A 16,105-nucleotide genomic window follows, 5' to 3' on the forward strand; every position below is an offset into this window, starting at 1 on the left:
ATTTTTAATGAATTTATAGTTTACAAGGGTCGCTTTTAGTTTGCTTAAGTATTATTTTAGTGAGCTAATGTTTAACCACTTTTTTACTAATTTATAGGTATAACTTAGAGTAAAGAGTTGTTTTACTATACTTGATTAAAACACTCGGGTATTAGATAATCACGCCATTGCGATATTGAGGGTTTTAAAATGTCTGAAGAATTACCAATTAAGTTCAGCGATGCAGCTGCTGTTCGCGTTAAACAGTTAATCGACGAAGAAGAAAATCCAGATTTAAAACTGCGTGTTTATGTAACAGGTGGTGGTTGTTCTGGTTTTCAATATGGTTTTACTTTTGATGAAAAAGCGAATCCTGGCGATTTAGAAATTGTAAAAAATGGTGTAACACTCGTTATCGATCCAATGAGCATTCAATATTTGGTTGACGGTGAAGTTGATTACACTGAAGGATTAGAAGGCGCACGCTTTTTTGTATCTAATCCTAATGCAACAACAACCTGTGGTTGTGGTGCAAGCTTTAGCGTTTAACAGCCAAACGCTAAATAGAATGAAGCCGCTTTTGCGGCTTTTTTAATGCCTACAAATCGGTTGGGGCATATTCGGTTATTTGCATTATCAATACAAAAAAGCCAAGTACAAAAGCAGAAAACGCTAAAATGTATATGAAGCCTTTTTTGCCTTGCTTAATTGGTACGCCGTTGTGGCGCAAAAAAAAGTACCAACCCAAGCACAACACAATCGGTAATAAAAAAAGAAGTCTGAACATTATTCGGCCTTTTTGGTGCTAATTATTGCTTAATCATAAACATGTGACGATAAATTGGAACAAAATTGTTATAAAAATTCATTTAAATATTTTATAACTAGAAATTAATTTATTAATACTTTTTGAGTACTTAGGTCAATATTCAGCGTTTATAAATATTCACTCGTGTTCATATTTGTACCGAGTATGTAATTAGTTATTTAACCAAAGTGTTAATAGTATATAATGTATCCAAGAATGAGACGGGCAAAATTTCATTCTCAATAAAAACAAATCTTTACCACATTATTAGCGTAGTTTTTTAGCTATATTGGTGGAGTGAGTAGCAACACATGCTTTGTTAAGCAATAGCTTGCTATTGAAAATATGGTATGACTGCTTACTTGCCTACAGCTATTGATAGAGACTACTGCTTTAATAGGTACGTCAAATCATCTAGTAGGAGATGTAAAATGATGGGCAAAACAGTTTCTTCTGAAGAAAATGCAAAGCTAACAAAGTGGCTTAAAAGTAAGCGCCACGAAAAGGGTCATACAATGCGAAGCCTAGCACAAGTGCTGGGAACGCCTCATTCGTTTATCGGCAAGATTGAAAATCAAGAACGCCGTTTAGATGTGATTGAGTTTGTTCGTTATTGTACAGCTCTAGAAGTTGATCCACATGAAGCGCTTAGCTTGCTAAAAGTAGATTAACTCAAACATTGCTTAGTACACTTTAAGGGGCACTTGATAGTGCTAAGCAATATGTTAATGCAGGGATGCATTAAATATTTTTATGATAATTTTTCTCAAGCTCATATAGTTTATGCCTAATCAGGTATAAAAATATCAGCGAAGGTATAACCATCAAGGCTGTTAAAACAAAGAACAGCGACCAATTTCCCATTAACCAATCATCAATTACTACACCACTGTAGCTCGAAAGTAACGTTCGTCCTAAATTCCCTAATGACGCCAGTAATGCATAGTGTGTTGCACTAAATGCTCTATCGCATAACATCGATATAAAGGCCACCATAGCGACCAGCGACCATGCTTGCGTAAACCCATCAATAACAATAGCAAAGGCATACAGTCTTAAATCAGGGCCAACTAAAGCAATCCACGAAAAGGCTAAGTTTGAGGCCGCCATCGCAATGCCACTAACAAACAAACCCTTAACAATGCCATATTTTTGATTAAATAAACTGCCAACAAAGGTAAATATGATTGTAAGTACGGCAGTACCTACCTTTGAAAATGTAGCTATATCGCTATTGCTAAAACCAATTTCTTTATAAAAAACAATCGACATTCGCCCTAAAAACGCTTCGCCTATTTTAAATAAGAAAATAAACGCAAGTAATGCCAGTGCCGTTTTAACGCCATTTTTAGTAAAAAAAGCTCTAAAGGGATCAATAACGGTTACCGCGAGCCACGCAACAGTTTTTGTAAGAGGGGTTTGTTTTGTCGAGGACAGTTTTTCAAGGTACACACGTTCAAGCTCGGCATGTACCGCTTCTCTATTTGATTCAGGTTCTTTTGCAAACAATGCTCCACTCATTAGCAGCAGCATTACAGCAGCTAAAAAGTAATAAATTTGTGGCCAGTCGAGCGAGGGGATATCAGCCATATAAAATGGAATTGCACCTAAAAGCGCATAACCTGTCCACCAACCAGATGTTGCCATAGCGGCTGCCGCTGTTGCTTTGTGAGATTCGTTTGCTTTAAGTGTGTCTATTCTGAATGCATCAATAGCAATGTCTTGCGTTGCAGAAGCAATGGCGATTAACAAACAAATTGCAGCAACAATTGCTAAATTAGCTTTTAAATCAAGCCCAGCTAATAATAAGGTGCCAATAAAAATAAAGCTCTGGCAAAATAGTATCCAACTACGACGTTGGCCTAGCCATTTATATAAAATAGGGAGTTTTGTACGATCGATTAAAGGCGACCATAAAAAATTTATACTGTAAGCGCCAAATACAATGCCGAATAGGCCAATCATGCTGCGGCTTAGCCCTTCATCCTTTAGCCAAGCCGACATAACAGAGCCAATTAATACCCACGGAAAACCGCTACTCATACCAAATATAAAAATATGGATTAAGCGTTTGTCTTTAAAGTAAGAAAAATATTCGCTAATAGAGAGAGATTTGCTCATAGGGCCTTCATTGGCTTTGATGCAGAGCAGCTAAGCTGCTCTTAAAAAAATTACAGTGGAACTTGCTCAAGCATTTTAATATTTAAGATGATCACCGGTTTTTTAGGAACAAAATCGTAACCAATCTTTTCATTAAACCCTGTTTCAACAGCCATGATCTTATCAAGGGTATCGTAGCCATCCATTACATTACCAAATACTGCAAAACCCCAATCTTTCCCTGGATTTAAGTGATCATTATTATCCATGTTAAAAAAGAATTGGCGTGTTCCCGAGTGCGGTTCACGGTCCTGATACGCCATAGCAATGCTATACATATCGTTTTTCATACCGTTACCGCTTTCATTAAAAATAGGGTCATTTTCGTGTAAGCCATCGTAATCTTTATCGTAGCCGCCACCTTGAATAACAAAGTCGCGATCATTTTCCACATCGCGCTCAATACGATGAAAAACACTGCCTTGATAGCTCTTATCTGACACGTAAGTTAAAAAGTTATTGACCGTAATGGGGGCTTTTGAACGGTCCAGTTCAACAACAATACTGCCCATTGTCGTTACAATTTCGACGCGTGGAAAAATATTATCTTTTTGAACAAAGCGGCCTTCTTGGGCTGCCAAGCTACTTACACTAAAAAATAGGCCTAAGCAGATTAAAAAAAGTCGTTTCATAGTTAACCTTCTAAAAATTCTATTAATTCAGGGTCAGATACAATGCGGGTAATAATTTGCTCAGTCAACTTATTGAGCTGACCTTCTATTTTTACTCGCTCGTGACTAAACGGACCTTCTAAATTAGCACTGCCTCTATACACTTTACTAAAATTACTTGAGGCGCGAATAACGCGCACGCCAAGCTCTATATGGGCTTCGCTGGTATGGCTCACAAGTTTCTCGGTCACAACAGCTTGTAGTGCATGAATATCTACTTCAAAGCGTACAGACGCTAAATTAGAAATGCTGGCACCATTGCGGCTAAGGGCGCTGTCTAAAACACTTTTAACTGATTCAGTAAGACCTTGGCTTGCAAAGGTTTTAGCTTTGTCTGATTCAATAAGTTTAAGTGTTGACGAATCGCCACGTAAATCAATTACGCTGGTACTTAAGCTACTATTTATAGTGCTTATTTGACCACTTTTATAAACAGGATTGAGTATTACTTGGCTAGGCTGATTCGCACAGCCACCAAGTATTAGTAATACACAACACCCAATTATAATGTTTGTTAATTTCATTTATAGCATTCCACTATTTTTAGTTGCACTTAGAACGACAAACTTTTTGTTTGAGCCTAACAACTTACAGTTTCCGAACATACGGTTTAATTTATCGTGATAATCTAAATGACGATTACCAATAATACGCAGCTCGCCGCCTTCTTTTAAAGTATCTTTTGCTTGTTTAAACATTTGCCAAGCAATGTGATCGGTAACAGCTTGAGCTTGGTGAAATGGAGGATTACAAAGCACCATATCCACACTGTCTCTTTCAAAGCCTGTTAAACAATCGTTTTCGATGAACTCACAGTTATCAAACTTATCGCCTAGGTTAATTTCTACATTTAACCGGGCTGACTCTACTGCCATGTAAGACTCATCAACAAAGGTAATTGATGCATTAGGGCAACGAGCAAGCGTCATTAATCCAACAACGCCGTTACCACAGCCTAAATCAATAATGCTTTTAGCTTTTGGTGTTTCTGGTAAGTAGTTAAAAAAGAAGCGCGCACCAATATCCAACGAATCACGCGAAAACACATTTGCATGATTTGTTATATTAAACTCAGTACCTTCAAGCTCCCATGTTATAGGGAAGTCTGCTGCTTTATATCCGCCTTTAGCTGTGCTTAATATAAGACGAGACTTTTTAACTGCTAGGCTTGTTGTTGTTTCACCAATAAATTGCTCAAATGATTTTATTGTTGAATTATGAATTTCTTTTGTTTTACCTGCGGCAATTACTGGCGTACCAGGTGCAAGTACTTCACTGAGTTCACTTAATTGGAACTGTAAAAAACCCACATTACGAGGGATTTTAATAAGTACTAAATCAACATCCTCTGGTAATGCCGATAAACTATCTACTTGCGTAAACTCTGCTGTAGGTAGCTTGTTTTCGTGTAAGTTATAAGCCGCAGCTTGGTGGCTAATATAAGAATCATTAACTGAACAAACCGTTAACTTATTAAAATAACAAGCAAGTGCACCAAAGCTATCGTTTAAAATAAGCAATGAGCGACAATCTGGGTGATGTTCGTTAACATAATTGATAAGGTACTCATCTGCCGAATCCCACGCTTGTAAGCTGCGGTTTTTTTGATCCAATGGAAAGCGTTCAAGAGTAAAGGTTTTATCGCCTAGCTGGGCTTGCGTCGTCATAATGGTTCGTTGATCAGTAATCTAATGTAGGTAAATTCTAACATGCAACGGCAAAACGCCAACCCCCAACAGTTACCAAATGGCTTTTCTTATCAAAGTAGGGCACTTAGTGCACAAAAAAGCCTCGATCTATTTTATTATTTGCAAAAAAACCTACGTTGGCAGCAACCCGATGTAACCGTTTATGGCAAAACGGGGCCTATTCCACGACTGCAATGTTTCATGAGTGATTTAAATATTGAATACGGCTATTCAAGTAGTAAGCAAATAGTAGAACCATGGGATGAATTGTTACTTAATATGCGAAAGCGTTTAGAAGCACATTTAGACCAGCCTCTAAACTCATTGCTCGTTAATTATTACCGAGATGGTAATGATACGATGGGATGGCACAGTGATGATGAAATAGAGCTTGGTGATAAACCAACAATTGTGTGTGTCTCTCTAGGAGCTGATCGTGTTTTAAAGTTAAAGCACAAGGCGAGCAATAAAGTAACCGACTTAAAATTACAAAGTGGCAGCTGTTTAATAATGAATGGACATAGCCAACGAGATTATCAACATGCAATACCTAAGCAAACCACGCTTGCGCATCCGCGAATAAGTTTAACTTACCGATTTATAAAGCACATTAAGCAAAAGCAATTTAGTTAGCCAATCACTGCGTTAAATTGTTATAGTAAGTGTATAAATTAGCTAATTAAAACGGTCTTTTTATGTCAATGCAGCAACAGATCCAAGAAAAAATAAGCAACGCCATTGCGTGTAAACATTTAAACGTGATTAACGAAAGCCATATGCACAGTGCTGGCACTGAATCACACTTTAAAGTAGTAGTGGTTAGCGAAGGTTTTGCGGGTAAGCGTTTATTACAACGTCATCGCGAAATTAATGAAATTTTAAAAGATGAGTTAGCAAATCATATTCATGCACTCGCTATTCATACATATACACCCGATGAGTATGCAGAGCAGGGCGGTGAAGCGCCTGATTCACCTAATTGTATGGGTGGCTCTAAAATTAGTTAAGTAATGTTTTAGAGTATTTGATGAGTGTTTAACTGATCAGATCAGTGTTTTTAGTATTAGCCTTTAAACTAGCGCTAATTTTTATTGTAAAAGATATAGGATGATCAATGGTCATTAAGCCTAAAATTCGTGGATTTATCTGCACAAACGCACACCCAGCTGGTTGTGCAGAGCATGTTCAAGAACAAATTAACTATGTAAAACAACAAGGCGCATTAAAAAGTGCACCAAAAAATGTATTAGTTATTGGCGCATCAACAGGCTACGGCTTGGCATCGCGCATTACTGCTGCGTTTGGTGGTGGTGCTAAAACATTAGGTATTTTCTTTGAAAAAGAAGGTACAGATCGTAAAACAGGTTCTGCTGGTTGGTACAATACCGCTGCTTTTCAAGAAGCTGCAGACGAAGCGGGTCTTTGGTCTAAAAATATTAATGGCGATGCGTTTTCTAACGAAATCAAGCAAAAAGCAATCGACACTATTAAAGCAGATTTGGGTAAAGTAGATTGTATTATTTACAGCCTAGCGTCTCCTCGTCGTACTGATCCAAATACAGGCGAAGTGTTCTCATCTACACTTAAGCCAATAGGTAATGCAGTAACCACTAAAAACTTAAATACATCAAAGCGTGAAATTGATGAAATTACGGTTGAAGCTGCAAATCAAGACGATATCGACAACACTATTAAAGTAATGGGTGGTGAAGATTGGGAAATGTGGATTGACGCATTAAAAGAAGCCGGTGTACTTGCCGATAACTTTAAAACTACAGCGTATACTTATATTGGTAAAGAGCTAACATGGCCAATATACGGACACGCTACTATTGGTAAAGCTAAAGAAGATTTAGACCGTGCAACGGCTGCTATTAAAGAATCAACAAAAGATTTAAATGGTGAAGCGTATGTTTCATCACTTAATGCAGTAGTGACACAAGCAAGTTCTGCTATTCCTATTATGCCGTTATATATTTCTGCTTTATTTAAAGTTATGAAAGCAGATGGCACATATGAAGGCACCATTGAGCAAATTCACGCATTATTTAGTGAAAACCTATATGGTGAATCGCCTCGCTTTGACGACGGTGGGCATTTATTCCAAAACTATAAAGAGCTAGAAGATGATGTGCAAGCACGCGTTCAAGCTGTATGGGATAGTGTTGATACAAGCAGCATTGATGAGCTAACAGACTATGTTGGTTACCATAATGAGTTTTTACGCTTATTTGGTTTTGGTATAGACGGTGTTGACTACGATCAAGACATAGATTCAGTTAAGCCAATTGCTAATATGATTGACTAACAGAACTTAGGGCCTGTTTATCTTTCGAGTTTAAATTTGCAGCAGTCTGTTTGGTATTTAGGCAAGGCAGAGCCTATGTAGTGTGGTTATTCCCCATAAATGGGCGATAACGTAGCATTAATGCCAAACAGGCGCTGCCCAAAGGGTTCTGCCTAGGGGTTATTTACTCTTTGTTGCTCGGTTTTTACTTAGCCCACTAGGTTACAAACCTCACGCCGCGATTAAATAGCCCCTAGATTGAACAAATTTTAATCCTGAAAGGTCAACAGGCCCTAGTTATTAAAAGCCGCAATAGCGGCTTTTTTTGTATTATGCGATTTGTTTAATTTGCGATGAAATCAGGAACGATAATTGCTTAGGCTACCACTTTGGTCTACCTTGATTTTTATTTAAATCACTTAACAAAACTAAATAAGTGTTTCTGTCGTATAATTTTCATAAATACACTCGCATAGTCATCTAAAATGATGTTAAAATCTCGACAATATGTGATGAGTTTTACTACGTTGCTTGTTTGATATTTTTAGCAAGCTGCTCTTTTGTACCTTGATATAACTTGGAATAACTCAAATGGCGACGTGGTTGATACGATTTTTCAGTTTCTTTCCTTTAATGTAATGCAAGTGCGTATGATCAATATAAAAAAAGGTCTGGATTTACCCTTAGAGGGCGCGCCACAGCAAGTTATACATGACGGTTCTGCTGTCAAACGTGTAGCTGTGCTTGGCGAAGAGTTTATCGGTATGCGTCCAACCATGCATGTTCGTGTGGATGACCAAGTCAAAAAAGGCCAGGTACTTTTTGAAGATAAAAAGAACCCAGGCGTCCTATTTACTGCTCCAGCTTCTGGCACAGTAAAAGAAATAAATCGTGGTGCTAAACGTGTGCTGCAATCTGTTGTTATTGAAGTAGCAGGCAGTGAGCAAATCACCTTTGACTCTTTCAAAGCAGACGAGCTTGCGAGCTTAGAGCGTGAAAAAGCCAAAGAAGTACTTATCCAGTCTGGTCAATGGACAGCACTTCGTGTTCGCCCATTCAGTAAAGTAGCGGCTGTGGATGCAAATCCTAGTTCTATTTTCGTGACCGCAACTGACACAAACCCATTAGCTGCAGATCCTGCAGTGATAATTGCCGAAAATGCGCAAGCATTTGAAGCGGGTCTTGCTGTTATTTCGCGTTTGACCGATGGCAAAGTATTTGTGTGTAAAAAAGCAGGTAGCCAAGTTCCTAGCTCATCTATAGCTCAAGTAGAAGTACATGAGTTTGGTGGTGTGCATCCGGCTGGCCTCGTTGGCACTCATATCCATCATCTTGATGCAGTTTCTGTTAGCAAACAAGTTTGGCATATTGGTTACCAAGACGTTATTGCGTATGGTCACCTATTCCTTACTGGTGAAATTTACACAAATCGTGTTATTTCGCTTGCAGGTCCTCGCGTTAAAAACCCACGTTTAGTGAAAACACAATTAGGTGCTTCATTGGATGATTTAGTGGCTGGTGAGCTAGAAGACGGAGATAACCGCGTTATTTCTGGTTCTGTTCTATCAGGTTCTATTTCAAACGGTGTTCATGCATTCTTAGGTCGTTACCACGTTCAAGTATCTGTTTTACTTGAAGGTCGCGAAAAAGAATTGTTTGGCTGGATTGCACCAGGTAGTGATAAATTCTCTGTAACGCGTACATTCCTTTCTCACCTTGCGCCGAGTCGTTTATTTAAAATGACAACGTCAACAGGTGGTTCAAAACGTGCCATGGTACCAATTGGTAGCTACGAGCGCGTAATGCCGCTAGATATTTTGCCTACTCTATTATTACGTGACTTAATTGCACGCGATTTAGACAGTGCAATTTCATTGGGCGCGCTTGAACTTGATGAAGAAGATTTAGCGTTATGTACCTTCGTTTGTCCAGGCAAATACGAGTATGGTTCTATCCTACGCGATTGCTTAACTACGATCGAGAAGGAAGGCTAGAGAGATGGGTTTAAAAAAATATCTAGAAGATATCGAGCCGAATTTTGAAGCCGGTGGTAAATATGAGAAGTTTTATGCACTGTATGAAGCAGCTGCAACTATTTTTTATACACCAGGCTACGTAAATAAAGGCGCGACACACGTACGCGATAACATCGACCTAAAACGCATGATGATTTTAGTGTGGATGGCGACGTTCCCAGCTATGTTTTTTGGTATGTTCAATATCGGTCATCAGGCCGCAGGTGCTTTAGCACAAGGTTTTGAACTAGCAAACACGTGGCAAGTTGGTTTGTTCCAGTTATTCGGTGGTGAATTAACCGCTGATGCAGGCTGGGGCGCTAAGATGTTCTACGGAGCATGTTTCTTCCTACCTATCTACGCGGTAACATTTGCAGTAGGTGGTTTTTGGGAAGTAATATTTGCTTCTGTGCGTAAACACGAAATTAACGAAGGTTTCTTCGTAACTTCAGTATTATTCGCACTTATTTTGCCTGCAACGATTCCTTTATGGCAAGTTGCATTAGGTATTACGTTTGGTGTAGTAATCGCTAAAGAAATCTTTGGTGGTACTGGCCGTAACTTCTTAAACCCTGCTTTAGCCGGTCGTGCGTTCTTATTCTTCGCATACCCAGCTCAAATCTCGGGTGACACAGTATGGACAGCAGTAGATTCTTTCTCTGGTGCAACTATGCTAGGCCAAGCTTTCATCGGGCAACTAGACTTTGCAAACATGGAGTTATGGTGGAATGCGTTTTACGGTTTCATTCAAGGTTCTGTAGGTGAAACTTCTACACTTGCATTGTTAGTAGGTGGTTTGTTCTTAATTTACGTTCGTATCGCTTCTTGGCGCATCGTACTAGGTGTATTCCTAGGTATGGTAGCAACTGCATTTTTACTAAATGCTGTTGGCTCAGAAACTAACCCTGTATTTGCAATGCCTTGGTATTGGCATTTAGTACTAGGTGGCTTTGCGTTTGGTATGTTTTTTATGGCTACTGACCCTGTATCAGCTGCATTTACTGACAAAGGTAAATTGGCATATGGTCTATTAATTGGCTTTATGGTGGTTATGATACGTGTTGTGAATCCTGCTTTCCCAGAAGGTATGATGCTAGCAATCTTATTTGCTAACTTATTCGCTCCACTGTTCGATCACTTTGTAGTGCAGGCTAATATTAAGCGGAGGTTGGCACGTAATGTCTAGTAATAACGAATCAATCGGTAAAACGTTATCAGTTGTTGTAGCACTATGTTTAGTGTGTGCAATCATTGTATCGTTTGCTTCTGTACAGCTTCGTCCTTTACAGCAAGCTAATAAAAACAAAGATATTCAAAGCAATATCTTGGCTGCTGCGGGTATCGATAAAGTTGAAAATGTTTTAGAAACATTTGATGCAAAAATCGAAGCGCGCGTTGTAAACATGACTACAGGTGAGTTTGTAGATACAGACCCAACAATTTTTGATTTTGAAAAAAGCAAATATGATGCAGCGCTAAGTGTTTCTCTTCAAGAGAAAGGCGTTAAAGATATTGCTGGTATTCAACGTGTGACTAAAGAGTCGCCGGTGTATATCTCTAAAAAAGAAGATGGCTCAGTTGATGCAATTATTCTTCCTATCCAAGGCTACGGCTTATGGGGCTTAATGTACGGTTTTATCTCGCTTGAAAGCGACGCTGAAACAGTTAAGAGCATTATCTTTTACAAGCATAATGAAACCCCAGGTCTAGGTGGCGAAATCCAAAATCCACAGTGGACTGCTACATGGGAAGGTAAAGAACTTCCAATTCAAATTGTTAAAGGTACTGCGGGCAATGATGAGCATAAGATCGATGGTCTTTCAGGTGCTACATTAACGTCTAACGGTGTTGATCATGCAGTTGACTTTTGGACTGGCGAAAATGGCTTTGGCCCTTTCCTTGCGAAAGTACGTAAAGGAGCGTTGAAATAATGGCTGATACTAAAGAAATGAAGGCGGTCCTATTTGGTCCGGTTTTAGCTAACAACCCAATCGCACTACAAGTACTTGGTATTTGTTCTGCGCTAGCGGTAACGTCTAGCTTAAAAAATGCGTTAATCATGTCAATCGCATTGACATTAGTAACTGCATTTTCGAGCTTCTTTATCTCGCTTATTCGTAACCAGATCCCATCATCTGTTCGTATCATCGTACAAATGACAATTATTGCATCGTTGGTAATCGTTGTTGACCAAGTATTACAGGCATTCTCTTACGCTACGGCAAAAGAGCTTTCTGTATTCGTTGGTCTAATTATTACTAACTGTATTGTAATGGGTCGTGCTGAAGCATATGCGATGAAGTCGCCACCAATTATGTCTTTCCTTGACGGTATTGGTAATGGCTTAGGTTACTCTGTAGTACTACTTACTGTTGGTTTCATTCGTGAGCTATTCGGTAAGGGTTCACTATTCGGTGTTGATATTATCCCATTAGTACAAGATGGCGGTTGGTATCAGCCTATGGGTCTATTGATCTTACCACCGAGTGCATTCTTCATCATTGGTTTATTCATATGGGTACTTCGTACTTATAAGAAAGACCAAGTAGAAGCTAAAGCGTAAGGGGCAAATAGTGGAACATTATATTAGTTTATTTGTAAAAGCCGTTTTTATTGAGAACTTAGCGTTGTCATTCTTCTTAGGCATGTGTACTTTTTTAGCAGTATCTAAAAAAGTAACTACATCAATTGGCCTAGGTATAGCGGTTATAGTTGTATTGGGTATTTCTGTACCTGTTAACAACTTGGTTTACCATGCGGTACTTGCACCAGGTTCACTTACTTGGTTAGGTTATCCAGATGCGGATCTTAGCTTTTTACGTTTCTTAACTTTCATTGGTGTTATTGCAGCACTTGTGCAAATTCTTGAAATGGCATTAGATAAGTTTTTCCCTGCACTATACAACGCATTAGGTATCTTCTTGCCACTTATCACAGTTAACTGTGCAATATTTGGTGCGGTATCTTTCATGGTTGAGCGTAACTATGACTTCGGCGAGTCTGTTGTCTATGGTATTGGCGCTGGTGTTGGTTGGGCGCTTGCAATTACATTACTTGCAGGTATCCGTGAGAAACTGAAATATTCAGACGTACCAGATGGCTTACGTGGTTTAGGTATTACCTTCATCACTGTTGGTTTAATGGGACTTGGCTTTATGTCATTCTCTGGTATTTCACTGTAAAGGGTAGCGAGGATAAATCATGGATTATCAGATTTTCTTAGGCGTTGGTGTTTTTATCGCTATCGTTGTACTACTAGTTTTAGTGATCATTGGTGCTAAATCTCAGTTAGTTGCAAGCGGTGACATCATCATCGGTATTAATGGCGATAAAGATAAAGCCATTACTACATCAGCAGGTAATAAGCTTTTAAGTGCATTATCTGAGTCAGGTATATTTGTATCATCTGCTTGTGGTGGCGGTGGCTCTTGTGGTCAATGTCGTGTACACATTAAAGAAGGTGGTGGTGATATCCTGCCAACTGAGCTTGATCACATTTCTAAAGGTGAAGCCCGTGAAGGCTGTCGTTTAGCGTGTCAGGTAAATGTTAAAAACGACATGGAAATTGAGCTTGAAGAGTCAATTTTCGGTGTTAAAAAATGGGACTGTGAAGTTATCTCTAACGATAACAAAGCAACCTTCATTAAAGAACTTAAACTGCAAATCCCTGGTGATGAGTCAGTGCCTTTCCGTGCGGGTGGTTACATCCAAATCGAAGCGCCACCTCACCATGTTAAATATGCAGATTTCGATGTTCCTGAAGAATATCGCGGCGACTGGAATCATTTTGGTTTCTTCGACCTGGAGTCAAAAGTAGACGAAGAAACAATTCGTGCATACTCAATGGCTAACTACCCAGAAGAAGAAGGCATCATTATGCTTAACGTGCGTATTGCTGCTCCGCCTCCAAGAAACCTAAGCTTGCCATGTGGTAAAATGTCTTCGTACATTTGGTCACTTACAAAAGGCGACAAGGTAACTATTTCAGGTCCATTTGGTGAGTTCTTTGCTAAAGACACAGATGCAGAAATGATCTTTGTTGGCGGTGGTGCTGGTATGGCGCCAATGCGTTCACATATCTTTGACCAACTTAAACGTTTGAACTCTAAACGTAAGATGAGCTTTTGGTATGGTGCACGTTCTGAACGTGAAATGTTCTACGTAGAAGATTTTGACGGCTTAGCCGCTGAAAATCCTAATTTCGTATGGCATACAGCACTTTCAGATCCACAACCTGAAGATAACTGGGAAGGCTATACTGGCTTTATCCATAACGTGTTATTTGAGAACTATCTTAAAGATCACGAAGCGCCGGAAGATTGTGAGTACTACATGTGTGGTCCTCCAATGATGAACGCGGCAGTTATTACTATGCTTAAAGATTTAGGTGTTGAAGACGAAAATATCTTACTAGATGACTTCGGTGGCTAACACTAATACCAAAACAGTTTAGTTTTGGTTAAAATACCAGCCTCGTAGCACTTGTGTTACGAGGCTTTTTTTATTCTTTAATTTTATCAATCTATTAAGTAGAGCTGTTATGAATCGAGTAAGTACTTCACAAGGCATAATGGCCTTTTTACTAATCACACTGACCTTATTACTGTCTGGGTGTGGCGAAAAACCAGAGTCGAGGGAAACCTTTTTAGAAGGTAAGACTATGGGCACCACTTATCATATTAAATATTACGATGAGCAGGGCCAGCTATCAGCTTCACAATTACAGCTGCAAATAGACGCTGTTTTAAAAGATGTGAATCAGTCTATGTCTACTTACATAGAAGACTCTGAAATAAATACATTTAACAGATTACCAGCAAATCAAGTTATGCCAATTAGCGAAGATTTTAGGGCTGTTATCAGCGAGTCTATTCGCTTAGGCGAATCAACTAAAACACTCGATGTAACTATGGGGCCTTTAATTGATTTATGGGGCTTTGGTCCTGATAAAAAACCAACCAATCGCCCAAGTGATGAAGAGCTTGCAACTATGGTCGAAAAAATAGGTATTGATAAACTTATTTTAGATGAGCAAGGACTGTCTAAAACAGTTAATGGGTTAGAGCTTTCGTTTTCGGCAACGGCTAAAGGCTATGGTATTGATAAAGTAGCGCAGTTATTAGAAAGCCATAGTATTACCAATTACATGGTTGAGATTGGTGGAGAGCTGCGTATAGCAGGTGAAAAGCCAAATAATCAGGATTGGAAAATTGCGATTGAGCAACCAGATGCGCAACCTGGAGAGCGAAAGGTACACCGTGTTTTATCGCCAGGTACAAACGGTATTGCTACGTCAGGTGATTACCGTATTTTTTATAAAATGGATGGCGAGATCTATACTCATTTAATTGATCCCGTGACCGGCATGCCTATTAAGCACGACTTAGTGTCGGTAACTGTGCTTCATCCAAGCGCTATGACGGCAGATGGTTTAGCGACTGCACTTACTGTGATGGGTATGGAAAAAGCGCAAGCATACGCTCAGCAGCACGATTTACCGGTATACTTAATAGGTAAATCAAATAAGGGTTTAGTTACTTATTCAAGCCCTGCATTTAAACCTTATTTGTAGTATGGTGCTGGCTTGTTTATTTTCGCGTTATTTGGGTATATAATAACAGTCGCTCAAAAATGTTTGAGTTTAATTAATTGCTGATCAATAGGGGCTAAGCAATGTCACTTTTTCTTCTTACTTTTGGCTTACTAATTTTGATAGTTTCGGCTATGGCCGTTGGTATGATCGTGCAAAAAAAATCTATGGCAAGCAGCTGTGGTGGTTTAGGTTCGGTTGGTATTGATAAAGCCTGTGATTGCGATGATCCATGTGATAAACGCAAAAACCGTTTAGCAAAAGAGCAAGCCTGGAAAGAAAACCAAATTATTTAAGCCCGCCTTAAATATTAAAAAGCGCTTTATAGCGCTTTTTTTGTGTCTGTAAAACTGCTTAACTCGATAGCTTCTAAAGTAATCCAATCTTAATGTATTAGACAAACGTCTATAGTTTAGTTTTTTTCACCTATTAGGTTTATTTTTCTCGTTTGTCAAATTGGAGCTAACACTCTAAAGTTTAACCATAGACACAGAGCAAGGCTCTCGTCATAAGCTTGAGGCAAGTTAGCCTCGCTTAAAAGAATCTTTATATTGTGTGTGAAGATGTTGTCAGTGTAAAAGGCAACTCAAATTCGGTGGATTCACTTCTACAGAAAAGAGTTTGAGTTGTTTTTATTTCCTTTCAATACCACGTAATGTAAACCAAGAATCTTTATATTGTGTGTGAAGATGTTGTCAGTGTGAAAGGCAACTCAAGTTCGGTGGATTTACTTCCATAAAGAACGAGTTTGAGTTGTTTTTATTTCCTTTCAATACCACGCAGTGTAAACCAAGAATCTTTATATTGTGTGTGAAGATGTTGTCAGTGTGAAAGGCGGCTCAATTTCGGTGGTGACTGAATTTGAGCTGTTTTTATTTCCTTTCAATACCACATAATGTAGACCAAG

18 protein-coding genes are annotated in these 16,105 nt (G+C 39.0%); 13 read left to right on the top strand and 5 right to left on the bottom strand.

Features of this window, described 5'->3' with window-relative positions; translation table 11 throughout:
• The first annotated feature begins 189 nt into the window (after positions 1 to 189).
• Entirely contained in the window at positions 190 to 528 is a 339-nt protein-coding gene (erpA, locus tag P20429_RS06200; RefSeq protein WP_002958911.1) for an iron-sulfur cluster insertion protein ErpA, read from the top strand.
• A gap of 49 nt (positions 529 to 577) precedes the next feature.
• Here erpA and P20429_RS19740 read toward each other — a convergent pair whose 3' ends face one another.
• Positions 578 to 766, bottom strand: coding sequence for a hypothetical protein (locus tag P20429_RS19740; protein WP_010555198.1), 189 nt, complete (start codon positions 764 to 766; stop codon positions 578 to 580).
• Positions 767 to 1,218: 452 nt separating this feature from the next.
• Here P20429_RS19740 and P20429_RS06195 point away from each other — a divergent pair, with 452 nt between their 5' ends.
• Positions 1,219 to 1,458 carry a helix-turn-helix domain-containing protein gene (locus P20429_RS06195; protein WP_007584874.1) on the top strand — a complete coding sequence of 80 codons (240 nt, stop codon included), beginning with the start codon at positions 1,219 to 1,221 and terminating at the stop codon, positions 1,456 to 1,458.
• A gap of 70 nt (positions 1,459 to 1,528) precedes the next feature.
• Here P20429_RS06195 and P20429_RS06190 read toward each other — a convergent pair whose 3' ends face one another.
• Genes P20429_RS06190 through P20429_RS06175 form a run of 4 tightly spaced genes read right to left on the bottom strand, consistent with a single transcriptional unit; the run spans position 1,529 to position 5,285 of the window.
• Complete coding sequence (locus P20429_RS06190) at positions 1,529 to 2,908, bottom strand: MFS transporter (RefSeq protein WP_007584875.1); 1,380 nt, start codon at positions 2,906 to 2,908, stop codon at positions 1,529 to 1,531.
• 50 nt (positions 2,909 to 2,958) lie between these two features.
• Positions 2,959 to 3,579 carry a peptidylprolyl isomerase gene (locus P20429_RS06185; RefSeq protein WP_007584880.1) on the bottom strand — a complete coding sequence of 207 codons (621 nt, stop codon included), beginning with the start codon at positions 3,577 to 3,579 and terminating at the stop codon, positions 2,959 to 2,961.
• A gap of 2 nt (positions 3,580 to 3,581) precedes the next feature.
• Positions 3,582 to 4,142 carry a YajG family lipoprotein gene (locus P20429_RS06180; protein WP_007584882.1) on the bottom strand — a complete coding sequence of 187 codons (561 nt, stop codon included), beginning with the start codon at positions 4,140 to 4,142 and terminating at the stop codon, positions 3,582 to 3,584.
• Positions 4,143 to 5,285, bottom strand: coding sequence for a methyltransferase (locus P20429_RS06175; RefSeq protein WP_007584883.1), 1,143 nt, complete (start codon positions 5,283 to 5,285; stop codon positions 4,143 to 4,145).
• Between the two features lie 42 nt (positions 5,286 to 5,327).
• Between P20429_RS06175 and P20429_RS06170 the strand changes: the two genes are divergently transcribed.
• The 11 genes from P20429_RS06170 (at position 5,328) to nqrM (ending at position 15,494) form a co-directional block, all read left to right on the top strand.
• Positions 5,328 to 5,939: an alpha-ketoglutarate-dependent dioxygenase AlkB gene (locus tag P20429_RS06170; protein ID WP_007584884.1), complete on the top strand. Its 612-nt coding sequence runs from the start codon at positions 5,328 to 5,330 to the stop codon at positions 5,937 to 5,939.
• A gap of 62 nt (positions 5,940 to 6,001) precedes the next feature.
• Positions 6,002 to 6,313, top strand: coding sequence for a BolA family transcriptional regulator (locus tag P20429_RS06165; RefSeq protein ID WP_007584885.1), 312 nt, complete (start codon positions 6,002 to 6,004; stop codon positions 6,311 to 6,313).
• Between the two features lie 107 nt (positions 6,314 to 6,420).
• Positions 6,421 to 7,614, top strand: coding sequence for an enoyl-ACP reductase FabV (fabV, locus tag P20429_RS06160; RefSeq protein WP_007584887.1), 1,194 nt, complete (start codon positions 6,421 to 6,423; stop codon positions 7,612 to 7,614).
• A gap of 629 nt (positions 7,615 to 8,243) precedes the next feature.
• Entirely contained in the window at positions 8,244 to 9,587 is a 1,344-nt protein-coding gene (locus tag P20429_RS06155) for a Na(+)-translocating NADH-quinone reductase subunit A (protein ID WP_010555190.1), read from the top strand.
• 4 nt (positions 9,588 to 9,591) lie between these two features.
• Positions 9,592 to 10,794 carry an NADH:ubiquinone reductase (Na(+)-transporting) subunit B gene (locus P20429_RS06150; RefSeq protein WP_007584889.1) on the top strand — a complete coding sequence of 401 codons (1,203 nt, stop codon included), beginning with the start codon at positions 9,592 to 9,594 and terminating at the stop codon, positions 10,792 to 10,794.
• Complete coding sequence (locus tag P20429_RS06145; protein ID WP_007584890.1) at positions 10,787 to 11,539, top strand: Na(+)-translocating NADH-quinone reductase subunit C; 753 nt, start codon at positions 10,787 to 10,789, stop codon at positions 11,537 to 11,539. The genes P20429_RS06150 and P20429_RS06145 overlap by 8 nt, the downstream gene beginning before the upstream one ends.
• Entirely contained in the window at positions 11,539 to 12,171 is a 633-nt protein-coding gene (locus P20429_RS06140) for an NADH:ubiquinone reductase (Na(+)-transporting) subunit D (protein WP_007584891.1), read from the top strand. The genes P20429_RS06145 and P20429_RS06140 overlap by 1 nt, the downstream gene beginning before the upstream one ends.
• A gap of 10 nt (positions 12,172 to 12,181) precedes the next feature.
• A complete protein-coding gene (gene nqrE / locus P20429_RS06135; protein ID WP_007584892.1) occupies positions 12,182 to 12,790 on the top strand; it encodes an NADH:ubiquinone reductase (Na(+)-transporting) subunit E in 609 nt (202 codons plus the stop codon).
• A 19-nt stretch (positions 12,791 to 12,809) separates the two neighbouring features.
• Positions 12,810 to 14,039 carry an NADH:ubiquinone reductase (Na(+)-transporting) subunit F gene (nqrF, locus tag P20429_RS06130; protein ID WP_007584893.1) on the top strand — a complete coding sequence of 410 codons (1,230 nt, stop codon included), beginning with the start codon at positions 12,810 to 12,812 and terminating at the stop codon, positions 14,037 to 14,039.
• 109 nt (positions 14,040 to 14,148) lie between these two features.
• A complete protein-coding gene (locus tag P20429_RS06125) occupies positions 14,149 to 15,180 on the top strand; it encodes an FAD:protein FMN transferase (RefSeq protein ID WP_007584895.1) in 1,032 nt (343 codons plus the stop codon).
• A gap of 101 nt (positions 15,181 to 15,281) precedes the next feature.
• Complete coding sequence (gene nqrM, locus P20429_RS19745; RefSeq protein ID WP_007376137.1) at positions 15,282 to 15,494, top strand: (Na+)-NQR maturation NqrM; 213 nt, start codon at positions 15,282 to 15,284, stop codon at positions 15,492 to 15,494.
• The last annotated feature ends 611 nt before the right edge of the window (positions 15,495 to 16,105 follow it).

Source organism: Pseudoalteromonas sp. BSi20429, from assembly GCF_000238895.1.
Classification (GTDB): domain Bacteria; phylum Pseudomonadota; class Gammaproteobacteria; order Enterobacterales; family Alteromonadaceae; genus Pseudoalteromonas; species Pseudoalteromonas arctica.

Bases quoted from the DNA above. Each gene is read 5' to 3' on its own strand.
- erpA (WP_002958911.1), top strand. From the start codon at position 190: ATGTCTGAAGAATTACCAATTAAGTTCAGCGATGCAGCTGCTGTTCGC.
- P20429_RS19740 (WP_010555198.1), bottom strand. From the start codon at position 766: ATGTTCAGACTTCTTTTTTTATTACCGATTGTGTTGTGCTTGGGTTGG.
- P20429_RS06195 (WP_007584874.1), top strand. From the start codon at position 1,219: ATGATGGGCAAAACAGTTTCTTCTGAAGAAAATGCAAAGCTAACAAAG.
- P20429_RS06190 (WP_007584875.1), bottom strand. From the start codon at position 2,908: ATGAGCAAATCTCTCTCTATTAGCGAATATTTTTCTTACTTTAAAGAC.
- P20429_RS06185 (WP_007584880.1), bottom strand. From the start codon at position 3,579: ATGAAACGACTTTTTTTAATCTGCTTAGGCCTATTTTTTAGTGTAAGT.
- P20429_RS06180 (WP_007584882.1), bottom strand. From the start codon at position 4,142: ATGAAATTAACAAACATTATAATTGGGTGTTGTGTATTACTAATACTT.
- P20429_RS06175 (WP_007584883.1), bottom strand. From the start codon at position 5,285: ATGACGACGCAAGCCCAGCTAGGCGATAAAACCTTTACTCTTGAACGC.
- P20429_RS06170 (WP_007584884.1), top strand. From the start codon at position 5,328: ATGCAACGGCAAAACGCCAACCCCCAACAGTTACCAAATGGCTTTTCT.
- P20429_RS06165 (WP_007584885.1), top strand. From the start codon at position 6,002: ATGTCAATGCAGCAACAGATCCAAGAAAAAATAAGCAACGCCATTGCG.
- fabV (WP_007584887.1), top strand. From the start codon at position 6,421: ATGGTCATTAAGCCTAAAATTCGTGGATTTATCTGCACAAACGCACAC.
- P20429_RS06155 (WP_010555190.1), top strand. From the start codon at position 8,244: ATGATCAATATAAAAAAAGGTCTGGATTTACCCTTAGAGGGCGCGCCA.
- P20429_RS06150 (WP_007584889.1), top strand. From the start codon at position 9,592: ATGGGTTTAAAAAAATATCTAGAAGATATCGAGCCGAATTTTGAAGCC.
- P20429_RS06145 (WP_007584890.1), top strand. From the start codon at position 10,787: ATGTCTAGTAATAACGAATCAATCGGTAAAACGTTATCAGTTGTTGTA.
- P20429_RS06140 (WP_007584891.1), top strand. From the start codon at position 11,539: ATGGCTGATACTAAAGAAATGAAGGCGGTCCTATTTGGTCCGGTTTTA.
- nqrF (WP_007584893.1), top strand. From the start codon at position 12,810: ATGGATTATCAGATTTTCTTAGGCGTTGGTGTTTTTATCGCTATCGTT.
- P20429_RS06125 (WP_007584895.1), top strand. From the start codon at position 14,149: ATGAATCGAGTAAGTACTTCACAAGGCATAATGGCCTTTTTACTAATC.
- nqrM (WP_007376137.1), top strand. From the start codon at position 15,282: ATGTCACTTTTTCTTCTTACTTTTGGCTTACTAATTTTGATAGTTTCG.